A 10,979-nucleotide genomic window follows, 5' to 3' on the forward strand; every position below is an offset into this window, starting at 1 on the left:
CGACGACCGACGATCTACCGGGCGGCGGTCTCGAGTGCGCGCCTGAACTCGTCGGGGACGGGGATGCTACTGGCTCCGTTCACGGGAACGCAGACGCGGTGTTCGGTACCCTCGAATACGGTCGTTCCGTCGTGGATGGCCCGGTAGTGAAAGCGAATGCTCGAGTCACCGTCGGTTGTCTCGAGTCGAATCTCGACCTCGTCGCCGCCGCTGACCTGTCCCGTGAAATCGAAGTCCATCGAGACGAGCGGGATGCCGATCTCGTGGACGTCTATGAGGTCCCACAGCGGCCAGCCGATCGACTCTAAGAACAGTTCGGAAGTCTCGTGAATCGCCTCGATCAGCCGCGGATAGTGAGCGATACCGAACGGGTCCGTATCCGAGAAGCGGACGGTCCAGGTGCGCGTGAAACTCATTGCCAACAGTCGGTTGGCAGTATTGCAGCCGGTATAACGATAGTGATAGTGGCAGCGGTGCTCGATGAGCGATCGGGACCGACCGCGAAGAACGAATCGGACGTGACGGTGATCGCGAGTCGTCGACAACTTTTTCGATATGAACCGCTATGTTACTGCGGCTCGAACCGGTAGAAGACGCGATCTTCGTCGGTCGGCCCGTCGATGTCGACGATCTTCAGCGAGACCGAGTCGCCGATCTCGAGATCGGAGTAGGCCGCGTCGTCGATGCGACCCGAGAGCCGGACGGGACCCAGGTCGACGACGCCGACGACGTACGGCACCTCGTGCTCACGCAATCCGAGCGGAAGCCCGCCGCGGACCGCCGAGAAGGCAAAGAGTTCACCGTCGTGCGGAAGGTCGACGTACTCGAGGGCGTCGCCGGTACACTCGGGACAGACGATCCGCGGCGGGAAGTGGATTGCCTCGCAGTCGGTACACCGCGTCGTCGTGAGCTGTCCCGCTCGAAGATTGTCGTAGAACTCGTGGATCTGGGTCTGGTCCGCCGTCTGCAGGTCGTAGAAGTCGAGCAGTCGGGGGAACTCGATCTCCGAGGGGACCGAGACCTGTTCTCGCTCGTCGTCGGTCGAAGTATCAGTCATTGTGGATCACGGTCGAGGACCATCACGCTGTGAACCGAGCCGCTGCCGCTGAGATTGTGGATGAGACCGGTCGCTGCGTCGTCTACCTGCCGGTCGTTCGTCACGTCGCCCTGGAACTGCTGGGTGATCTCGAGGGCCTGCGAGACGCCCGTTGCGCCGAGCGGATGGCCGCAGCCGAGGAGTCCGCCGCGCGGGTTGACCGCAACGTCGCCGTCGAGGTGACTGCGGCCGTCCTCGATGAACTGGCCGCCCTCGCCGCGCTCGGCGAAGCCGAGTTCTTCGTACTCGATGATCTCGCTGATCGAGAAGCAGTCGTGGACCTCCGCCACGTCGATTTCGGCCAGCGGGTCGTCGATGCCGGCCTGGTCGTACGCGTTCTGCGATGCCTCGCGAGCCTGTGGCCAGCCGCTGAACGACGGCAGGTTGTTGATCGAGTTCCCCGCCATCGTGGACTGGCCGCTGCCGGTGATCCAGGCTGCAGTGTCGGTCACTTCGCGGGCTTTTTCCTCGCTCATCAGGATCGCGCCGGCCGCACCGTCCGTGATACCGCTGCAGTCATAGAGGTGCAACGGCGGCGCGATCTCCGGCGAGTCGGTCACCTCGTCAGGGTCGACCGTCGACTGGAACTGGGCGAAGTCCGTCCGGGAGGCGTTCGTCTTGTTCTTCGCGGCGACCAGCGAGAGTTGCTCGCGGGTCGTCCCGAACTCGTGCATGTGACGCTGGGCGTACCACGCGAAAAACGGCGGCGCGGCCAGCCCGTTGACGCCGTCGAACTCGCGGTCTAAGACGTTCGCCATCGACGACTGCACCTCGGGCATGTGCTCGCGCCCGAGGTTCATCTTCTCGACGCCGAGCACCAGCGCGACGTCGAGTTGGCCGGCCGCGATCGCCAGCCACGCATATCGCAGCGCGGCCTGCCCGCTCGCACACGCGAGTTCAGTTCGAGCGATCATTTCGGTAACCTCGATCCCGAGGAGTTCGGCGACCAGCGGCGCGACGTGGGTCTGGTTGGCAAAGCGTTCGGGCTGGACCGCGCCGACGAACAGCCCCTCGACGTCGTCGGGGCCGACGCCGGGAACCGCGTCGAACGTCGCCTTGCCGCCCTCCTGTGCGAGGTCTTTCCAGGTTGCGTCTCGTTCGCCCCAGGTTGTCTGCCCGCCGCCGACGATGGCAACGTTTCGGGTCGCAGTCATTTACTCACCCTCGAACTCGGGGTCGCGGTTCTCTCGGAACGCCGTGACGCCCTCGTACATGTCGTCGGTCGTCGACAGCAGCGCGAACGATTGTTTCTCCATGGCGAGTGCCGCGTCGAGACCGGCTTCCTGCCCCTCGTTGATGACCCGTTTTGCGGCCTTGAGTGCGATCGGCGGGCCCGACACCAGATCGTCGACGATGTCACCGACGACGGTTTCGAACTCGGCTTCGGGAACGGCGTGATTGATCACGCCCCACTCCTCGGCCCGTTCGGCATCGATCTGGAGCCCGCGGAAGATCAACTCCTTCGTTCGTGCCTCGCCGACGAGTCGCACGAGGCGCTGGGTCGCACCGCCGCCGGGGATCAGCCCCAGCGTCGTCTCGGGCGTTCCGATCGTCGATCCCTCGGTCGCCACGCGGATGTCGCAGGCCAACGCCAGTTCGATGCCGGCCCCCAGACAGAAGCCGTCGATTTTCGCGACCGTCGGCCGGTCGAACTCGGAGACCGTCCGGAAGACCTCGTCGACGTCCATGATGTCGGTCGGGTCGCCCGCGGTAAAGCCGGTGATGTCTGCACCCGAGCTAAACGCCTTGTCGCCCGCGCCGGTAAAGACGACGCAGGAAACGTCGTCGGTGTCGACCTCGGTGAGGAGGCGGTCGATTTCCGTGAACACGTCCTCGGACATCGAGTTCATCCGCTCCTGGCGGTCGATGGTGACCTCGAGAACGCCGTCGTCGTCGATGTCCCAGTCGAGGTAATGATACGGGGGATCGACGCGGTAGTCGTAGAAGCCCTTTCCGGCGTCTTCGCCGGTGAATCCGTCTTCGACGAGTTCGACGAGATAGCTGGCCGGTTCGTAGCGATCGGCACCGTGGGTCTCGTGCAGCGTTTCGAGTTTTTCGAGGACCGTATCGAGTCCGAGTCGGTCGCCCCGGCGGCAGACGCCTTCGGGGAAGTTCCCGCCGAGTCGGAGGCCGGTGTCGATCGCTTCGGGCGTGGCAACGTCGGTGCCGATGAGCCAGGCGGCCTTGTTGATCATCACGGCTTCGGTGCGGAGGGTGTCGAAGTCGGTGATATCCTCGGGGTCGTAGTCGACGCCGTCACCGTTTTCGTAGTCGTAAAACCCCTTCCCGCTTTTCTTCCCGAGGGACTCGTTCTCGACTTTCTCCGAGATAACCGGCGGGACGGGCTGATCCGAGGCGTCCCGGAAGTGGTAGGCGATGTCGATGCCGCCGAAGTCGTTGAGTTCGAACGGGCCCATGGGATAGCCCCGTTCGTAGACCATCGTCGCGTCGGCTGCCCGAACCGTCGTTTCGTCGTTCGACAGCATCCAGGCCGGTTCCTCCATGAACGGAACGAGGACGGTGTTGACGACGAAGCCGTGGACGTCCTTGCGGACGTAGATCGGCGTTTTGTCGATCGACTCGGCCCACTCGTAGGCGAGTTCGGCCGTCTCGTCGGTCGTCGCTTCGCCGTAGGTGACCTCGATGAGGTCCATCTTCACCGGCGGATTGAAAAAGTGGAGTCCGACGACCTGTTCGGGTCGGTTCGTCGCCGACGCGATGGCAGAGATCGAGAGGCTGGAGGTGTTCGACGCCAGAATCGCGTGTTCGGGCGCGAGTTCATCGACCGTCGAGAACGTGTCCTCTTTGATGTCGAGTCGCTCCGGCACGGCCTCGATAACGACTGTCTCTTATACACATCTCTGATGGCNATGTGTATAAGAGACAGCTCGTCGAGTTGTCCCTTCTCCGCGAGCTTTTCGACGCTCCACTCGATGTTGTCGTACCCGTCTTCGACGAGTTCTGGTTCGATGTCACGGATCGTGACGTCGTAGCCGCCGAGGGCGGCGACTTCGGCGATACCGTGACCCATGCTACCGGCTCCAAGAACCGCTACTCGTTGGACTGTCTCGCACGTCATCACGGCCTACTCTGTCATACTTCCACATAGGTCTTTGGACGGCGGATGGACGAGAGCGCCAACGGTGACGATCGACTGGTCCAACACAGTCGAACGGTTTACTAGCAGCAGTCGTTTACGCGTGGGCATGGCTGGCACGACAGCGCCGATAACGTCGGTGAAGCGGGCCTTCGACGTGATCGACGCGCTCTGGAAACTCGACGGTGCGGGGCCGACTGAACTCGCACGGACGATGGACATACGCCTATTTAATCCTTGGAGTGATTCCTGGATGTCCTGTACTTCCGTCATCCCGTGCATCCACATCGCGAGATAGCGTTCCGGATGAGCTGTGGGACGAAACGACGCAGTGATCAAGGGACACCGGTTAGAGCAGTCCCAAGAGCGTAACACCGTGAGTCAGCGCCGCGCTGATGGGGATCAGGACGAGCGTTCGGACGGCGAAAATCGCAGCGATATCCCGAAAGCGAACCGGGATATCCGTGAACATATCCATCATCATCGGCCCGGATGCGGCGAGAAAGAGAATCTGGCCGCTGACGACGAGAATCACGAAGAACTGCGCTGCAGACGCGAGGCCGGTGGCCGTAAGCGCTCCCACGTACATGTCGGCAAAGCCGATGATGAGCGCGGAAGCGACGACGTCCGCATTCGGGATTCCGAACGCGGCGATGATCGGCTCCAGTGGAACGGCGATGACCTGAAAGAGGGACGTGTTGTGGTAGAGGACGAGAACGGTCGTTCCGATGGCGACGACGGTCCCGGTCATCGTCGCCGTCAGCACGATTCCGTCGACGAGACCCTTCCAGGCGGCCCGCGGTGAGGACGTTCCTCTCGACTCGTCGATCGCCTCGCTGATGGCGAGACGGATGTAGTCGGCGGCCGATCCCGTCAGATTCGGTTCGACGACCGGTTCCGAGACGTACTCCTTTGGAACGCGTGACAGCGGCGGCAATCGGATCGTCACAACCGCTGCTGCGACGATTGCGATCAGGTAGGCGAGCAGGATGACGGGGAAGATGTGAAGCATGTCGAACGCGGCCGCGAAGACCCCGATCGTCCCGATACTGCCAGTCCCGAAACAAGAACAGATGATGAATACCTCTCGTTTGTTGTAGCCACCGCGGTCGAAGACCTTCCGAGTAACGTAGAACCCGATCGCAAAGGATCCCGCCCAGGAGGCGGCACCATCGAGCGCGGATCGTCCCGGAAGCCGGAAGAGCGGTTTCATGACCGGACGGGCGAGCGTGCCGACGAACTCCAGTGCGCCACACTCGATGAGCAGATTGACGAAAATCGATCCGAGCGGGATAATAATGACGACACTCAACATCAACGTCTCCCAGACGACGCCCGAGACCGCGGGGTCGAGGATCAACGCCGGCCCGCTCTCGAAGACGAACCCGGTTGCAACCACTGCACCAACGATCCGGAGTATCCAGAACGCGGTATTCGTCTCCCAGAGATCGAGGTTCAGTCGAGACGCAGTTTCAGTATCGATATCGATGAGACCGCGATGATACGTTTCCGTCACCGTCGTGAGGACGGCTGCGCCGACGACCATGAGCCAGGCCATTCCCAGCACGTACCGCGCGAGATTGGCTTCGATCAGGCCGACGAAAATGTCGAACGGCACCGTGATCGTGTTCTCCCACGGAACCGGCAGCACGAAAAACGCGACTCCGACAACGAAGATAGTCACAAACCGAAGAAACGGAACCGTCTCCGTTTCGGTCAGTGACTCGTCGTCGATCGTTTGATCGTCCGCCTCGGTCTCCTCCCAGACATCCGTATCGCTACGCCACGCGTCTTGGCGAAACATATCATGGTATGAGATACCAATACTGTATAAATGTATCGGTGATATTGTCCGCAAGAGCGCGAGCGAACGGCAACGCGTTCGACAATCGTGATCCAACACTAGTGGACCACCGTCCAACCGAAGTCGGACATCGCCCAGAATTACACACATACGCCTGTAAATTATTGGCGATATAGCGAGACGAGTTCAGTCCGTGCACGGTGGCGACCACACTGGTGAACTCGCATTCTCTTGCAGTCGGACGGGCAAAATAGCCACACGCAGTGCCGAGGAGAGACCAACGACAGCTGGGTGGGTGCGTCCGACAATAGTAGACGAGAGGGTGCTGTGGCGGGGAGATGGATTGTCGTGGGGAGTGCTCGAGTGGTGCCGGGATGTCGGCGGCGTCAGGTCGGCGGTGATCGGCACACGGACGGTGGCTGAAGAGTGCGTTCGACGCGGTGCAAAACCGCGGATAGTCGCGTGAGCGGTCCACGTATCCTGAACGCAAGCGATGGGGACGGGTGAAAGGCAGCCTCGCTGTCGCCCCGGGAGAGTGTCACGAGAACCCATATACTTAGGTACCAGGAGTCTTACTGTCGAGTATGGACGTTACGGTCCCATTCGAGCAGCGGGCAATGCTCGAAGAAATCCGCCGATTCGGTGAAAACGAAATCGGCCCGGTCGCCGACGAGTTCGATCGAGCGGAGGAATACCGGCAGCGATCATGGACGAGGCCGCCGAAATTGGGTTGCTCGGCTCGCGCTTCCCGGTCGAATACGGCGGGGCCGGCGACGTGGACGATTTCGATGCCCAACGCTTCTACCGGGACAAAGATCACCCAGCTCTACGAGGGGACAACCGAGGTGCAAAAGAACGTGATCGCGCGCGAACCACTCTCGTAATGACAGGTAGTCCGACTCCGGCAACACAGACCGCCATAACCAACGTACGTTCACCAGAATTCAACCGACTACAGGATCAACGATGATGGATTACGACCTGACATTGACGAAAACGCTTACCCGAGCGACCGACCAGTTCGGCCACAAAGAAATCGTTACCAAACTCGACGACGGCGGGTATCACCGCTACACCTACACCGACGCCTACGAACGGATCTGCCAGTTAGCACACGCACTCGACGAGTACGGACTCGAACGGGGAAGTCGCGTTTCCGTTATGGCAGCGAACCACTACCGCCATTACGAGCTGTACTACGGCCCCTCCTGCAGCGGCCGGAGCATCCACATGACGAACCACCGGCTTCCCGAGGAGCACCTGGTCACGATCATCAACGAAGCCGAGGACCGGCTGCTGTTCGTCGATCCCGCGTTCATCGAGACGATCGAATCCATCGAAACTGAACTCGAGACCGTCGAGCGGTACGTGGTGCTCGACGATACCGTGCCCGACACGACGCTCTCGCCGGTTACGGACTACGAGTCGTTCATCGACGGACATCCGACCGAATACGAGTGGCCGGACCTCGACGAGGAAACGGAGTGTGGCATCTGTTATACTTCCGGCACGACGGGCTTGCCGAAGGGCGCGAGTTACTCCCATCGGGGGCTGTACCTGCTCAGTATGTCCTACGGCGCGAAAGACAGCTTCGGGATCTGCGAGGAAGATGTGATCCTCCCCGTAGTGCCGATGTTTCACGTCAACGGCTGGTCACTCCCCTACAGCGGGACGCTGTACGGGTCGTCGTTCGTCCTCCCGGGCGCGCACACCGACCTCGAGAGCATCGAGGAACTGATCCGCGAGGAGTCGGTCACGATCGCCGCGGCCGTTCCTACCATCTGGACCGAGATGGCGTCGTACATCGACGACAACCCGACGGCGGATATCGGCACGCTCGACCGCATCCTCACCGGCGGGAGTTCGCCGCCGCCGGCAATTATGCGCCGCTTCGACGAGGAGTTCGACGCGCCGATCATTCAGGGCTACGGGATGACCGAAGCCTCCCCGCACCTGGTCAACACGCTCGTGACGACGGAAGTGCAGGACCTCCCGGAGGAGGAGCAGTACGATCTCCGCACGAAACCGGGACAGCCGACGCCCGGGGCCGAACTCAGACTCCGCGACGAGGACGGCGATCCCGTCCCGCACGACGGCGAGTCGACGGGCGAGATTCAAGCCCGCAGTCCGTGGGTCATCGACGAATATTACGCCCGCCCGGAGGCGACCCGGGAGTCGTTTACCGACGACGGCTGGTTCAAGACGGGCGACATCGGGACGATCGACGAGTACGGCTACCTCGACGTCGTCGATCGAGTCGACGACATCATCAAGAGCGGCGGCGAGTGGATCTCCTCGGTCGAACTCGAGAACGAACTGATGGCCCACGGCGATGTCGTCGAAGCGTCCGTCGTCAGCGTCGACCACGAACGGTGGCAGGAACGGCCGGTCGCGTACGTCGTCGTCGGCGACGGCGTGACCGAAGACGCCCTCCGAAATCATCTCCGCGGTCGGTTCCCGAAGTGGTGGCTCCCGGATCTATTCGTCTTCACCGACGAGATCCCGCGCACGTCGACGGGAAAGTACGACAAGCAGTCCCTTCGGACGGCGTTCCAGCACGAACACGGGTCACTACCGATCGAGTCAAGCGGTGAGCCATCACGGTCACACGAAGACTGATCTCCCGTCTCCGCCGATGCATACTGTGACTGGTAGAGATCGTTATGGAAGGTTCCATTTCGGCGAGACGATTCGATCCCTGGACGCGATCGTGTAACTATGACGTATCTCGTTTGCAATGCGATATGGAAACTATGCAATTCGATGCAGGAACGGGAGAACTCGAAACACTAACGTCGACCACAATTGGGGGCTTACTGGTCCCACGATGGTGCCGATCGGCGAGTCGATCAGTGGCCGTACCGATACTTGATCGTGATCGAATCGACCGTCTCCTGAAGTTTCTGTATGAGCGTTCGCCGGTACTCCTCGTTTTTGACCCGTTCCGTCGGCGTCACGATTCCGACGGCACCCGCGACCTGCTCGTCGATGCTGATCGGGATTCCGACGAGCCCCATCCCGACGACCTGCTGGTTCCAATCGACGGCGTACCCGGCATCGCGAATATCCGCCAGCTCCGACCGAAGAACGCTCTCGTCCGTGATCGTCTGCTCCGTCACCGGCTCCAGCCCCTGCGTTTCGATGATCTCGTCGACCCGCTCGTCCGGAAGCTGTGCGAGGATCGCTTTCCCCGTCGCGTTCGTATGGAGCGGGGTCGTCATCCCCGAATACAGTCCCAATTCGAGCGACCGATCGCCACGTTCCGTGTGGAGTATCACCGTCTCGTCGTGCTGTTCGACGACGAGCGTCACCAGTTCGTCGGTCTCCGCGGCGAGTTCACCGAGTAATTGCTCGGAGACGCGAAAGAGACTGTTTCGGTGTTTGATCCGCGAGCCGGTCATCAGAAAGCGGTAGCTCAGGGAGTATTCACCGCCGTCGTTCACGACGTAGCCGGTTTCCGCCAGGGTGCGCAGATAGACGTGGGCGGTGCTCTTCGGAATCGACATTCGGGTTGCGATTTCAGATGGCCCCGCGCGCTTTACCTCCCAGAGAACGGTGATGATATCGAACGCCCGCAGCACCGATGTCATCGTCGATGTTCCGTCTGTTGTCATGGTACCATCGAACACGAATGGCGAGTTAAGTCGTTCGATTATAGTGGACGACGAGACCACCCATCGCCGAAACGAACGCCTCGAATAGCTACTGACCCGACAAATGTACCGGGTCAGTGGGCAGTTCGCGAGACGCGGGAAAAAGAAGGCGATAGAGTTGCCGACTGCCGGCACTCGAAACCCAGTTCGTCTACCAATAGTGGACGAAGTCCGGCCACGATTAGCGACGCTCTCCGTCGATCGGTAGCGATCCGTATTCCGCGGCGAACTCCTCGCGAAGCACCTTCTTGTCGAGTTTGCCGGTCGAGGTCTTCGGGATCGATTCGACGACGAAGAACTCGTCCGGCAGCCACCACTTCGGGAATCGATCGCGGAGGTGCTCCCGAAGCGCATCCTTGTCGATCGATTCCCCCAGTACGACGTACGCGATGGGCCGCTCGTTCCACGTTTCGTGGTCGACGCCGAGTACCGTCGCCTCGTCGACGCCGTCGTGGGCCGTCAGTTCGTTCTCGAGTTCGACCGAGGAGATCCACTCGCCGCCGCTTTTGATGACATCGTCGAGGCGGTCGACGACCTCGAGATAGCCGAACTCGTCGATGACGCCGACGTCACCGGTCTTGAACCAGCCGTCGTCGGTAAACGAGTCGTCGGTTTCCGCTGGGCGATTGTAGTACTCGTCGATGAGCCACGGCGCACGGGCCTGTATTTCGCCCGTCGACTCGCCGTCGTGAGGAACCGGGTCGCCGTTTAGATCGCGGAGTCGGATGCGACAGCCGGGGGCAGGGAGCCCGGGTTTCAGTTGCTGTTGGTACTGCTCGCGTTCGGAGAGTTCCTGCACTTCGGTCGTCGTCATGGTATTGACGAGGTGGGGCGCGGCTTCGGTCATCCCGTACCCCTGCTTGATCGGCGCATCGATCTCTTTGTCAAACGTCTCCATGAGCCACTCAGGAGGAGACGTGCCGCCGATGAGCACGCGATCGAGACTCTCGAGGTTGAACTCGTCGTCCGCATCGGTCCCACCGGCTGTATCGTAGTAGTCGGCCATTTCTAGCCACACCGTCGTGACCGCCGCGGTGACGGTCACGTTCTCGCGGTCGATGAGGCCGGCAATCTGTTTGGTCCCGGTCTTTGAACCGGGGAGCACGAGCTTCGAACCGCACATCGTCGCCGTGTAGGGGAGACCCCAGCCGTTGACGTGGTACATCGGCACGACCGGCATCACGACATCGCGCTCGCTAATGGCGAAGACGTCGACGTGGCTGTGGGTCACCGTGTGGAGGTACAGATCGCGGTGGGAGTAGGCCGCGCCCTTCGGAAGTCCGGTCGTGCCGGAGGTGTAGCAGATTCCCGCCTCCTGGTTCTCGTCGA

The 10,979-nt window shown here is 61.4% G+C and carries 9 protein-coding genes and 2 pseudogenes; 3 read left to right on the forward strand and 8 right to left on the reverse strand.

Going from position 1 to position 10,979, the window contains the following annotated elements; all coding sequences use genetic code 11:
* Positions 1 to 14 precede the first annotated feature (14 nt).
* From C480_RS20075 to C480_RS24860, 5 genes and pseudogenes are all read right to left on the reverse strand, one after another.
* A complete protein-coding gene (locus tag C480_RS20075) occupies positions 15 to 416 on the reverse strand; it encodes an acyl-CoA thioesterase (RefSeq protein ID WP_006667490.1) in 402 nt (133 codons plus the stop codon).
* A 152-nt stretch (positions 417 to 568) separates the two neighbouring features.
* Positions 569 to 1,057 carry a Zn-ribbon domain-containing OB-fold protein gene (locus C480_RS20080; protein ID WP_006667491.1) on the reverse strand — a complete coding sequence of 163 codons (489 nt, stop codon included), beginning with the start codon at positions 1,055 to 1,057 and terminating at the stop codon, positions 569 to 571.
* On the reverse strand, positions 1,054 to 2,250 hold the full coding sequence (locus C480_RS20085) for a thiolase C-terminal domain-containing protein (protein ID WP_006667492.1): 1,197 nt from the start codon (positions 2,248 to 2,250) through the stop codon (positions 1,054 to 1,056). The genes C480_RS20080 and C480_RS20085 overlap by 4 nt, the downstream gene beginning before the upstream one ends.
* Positions 2,251 to 3,924 (reverse strand): 3-hydroxyacyl-CoA dehydrogenase/enoyl-CoA hydratase family protein, encoded by a 1,674-nt coding sequence (locus tag C480_RS20090; protein ID WP_006667493.1) that lies wholly within the window; start codon positions 3,922 to 3,924, stop codon positions 2,251 to 2,253. It lies immediately after the preceding gene.
* Between the two features lie 116 nt (positions 3,925 to 4,040).
* A pseudogene (locus C480_RS24860) lies at positions 4,041 to 4,175 on the reverse strand (3-hydroxyacyl-CoA dehydrogenase NAD-binding domain-containing protein); the annotation flags it as partial.
* A gap of 127 nt (positions 4,176 to 4,302) precedes the next feature.
* Here C480_RS24860 and C480_RS24035 point away from each other — a divergent pair.
* On the forward strand, positions 4,303 to 4,491 hold the full coding sequence (locus C480_RS24035) for a hypothetical protein (protein WP_006667495.1): 189 nt from the start codon (positions 4,303 to 4,305) through the stop codon (positions 4,489 to 4,491).
* Between the two features lie 51 nt (positions 4,492 to 4,542).
* Here the strand turns inward: C480_RS24035 and C480_RS20105 are convergent, their stop codons facing one another.
* Complete coding sequence (locus tag C480_RS20105; RefSeq protein ID WP_006667496.1) at positions 4,543 to 5,997, reverse strand: YjiH family protein; 1,455 nt, start codon at positions 5,995 to 5,997, stop codon at positions 4,543 to 4,545.
* Between the two features lie 703 nt (positions 5,998 to 6,700).
* On the opposite strand from C480_RS20105, the pseudogene C480_RS24410 reads away from it, so the two are divergent.
* Positions 6,701 to 6,881, forward strand: a pseudogene (locus C480_RS24410) (acyl-CoA dehydrogenase family protein); the annotation flags it as partial.
* An 85-nt stretch (positions 6,882 to 6,966) separates the two neighbouring features.
* Positions 6,967 to 8,616 carry a long-chain fatty acid--CoA ligase gene (locus C480_RS20115; RefSeq protein WP_006667498.1) on the forward strand — a complete coding sequence of 550 codons (1,650 nt, stop codon included), beginning with the start codon at positions 6,967 to 6,969 and terminating at the stop codon, positions 8,614 to 8,616.
* 230 nt (positions 8,617 to 8,846) lie between these two features.
* Here C480_RS20115 and C480_RS20120 read toward each other — a convergent pair whose 3' ends face one another.
* Entirely contained in the window at positions 8,847 to 9,611 is a 765-nt protein-coding gene (locus C480_RS20120) for an IclR family transcriptional regulator (RefSeq protein ID WP_006667499.1), read from the reverse strand.
* Between the two features lie 220 nt (positions 9,612 to 9,831).
* The coding region (locus tag C480_RS20125) for an AMP-binding protein (RefSeq protein ID WP_006667500.1) at positions 9,832 to 10,979 on the reverse strand (1,148 nt) is incomplete at its 5' end.

The sequence above is a fragment of the Natrialba aegyptia DSM 13077 genome, from assembly GCF_000337535.1.
GTDB lineage: Archaea > Halobacteriota > Halobacteria > Halobacteriales > Natrialbaceae > Natrialba > Natrialba aegyptia.

Bases quoted from the DNA above. Each gene is read 5' to 3' on its own strand.
- C480_RS20075 (WP_006667490.1), bottom strand. From the start codon at position 416: ATGAGTTTCACGCGCACCTGGACCGTCCGCTTCTCGGATACGGACCCG.
- C480_RS20080 (WP_006667491.1), bottom strand. From the start codon at position 1,057: ATGACTGATACTTCGACCGACGACGAGCGAGAACAGGTCTCGGTCCCC.
- C480_RS20085 (WP_006667492.1), bottom strand. From the start codon at position 2,250: ATGACTGCGACCCGAAACGTTGCCATCGTCGGCGGCGGGCAGACAACC.
- C480_RS24035 (WP_006667495.1), top strand. From the start codon at position 4,303: ATGGCTGGCACGACAGCGCCGATAACGTCGGTGAAGCGGGCCTTCGAC.
- C480_RS20105 (WP_006667496.1), bottom strand. From the start codon at position 5,997: ATGTTTCGCCAAGACGCGTGGCGTAGCGATACGGATGTCTGGGAGGAG.
- C480_RS20115 (WP_006667498.1), top strand. From the start codon at position 6,967: ATGGATTACGACCTGACATTGACGAAAACGCTTACCCGAGCGACCGAC.
- C480_RS20120 (WP_006667499.1), bottom strand. From the start codon at position 9,611: ATGACAACAGACGGAACATCGACGATGACATCGGTGCTGCGGGCGTTC.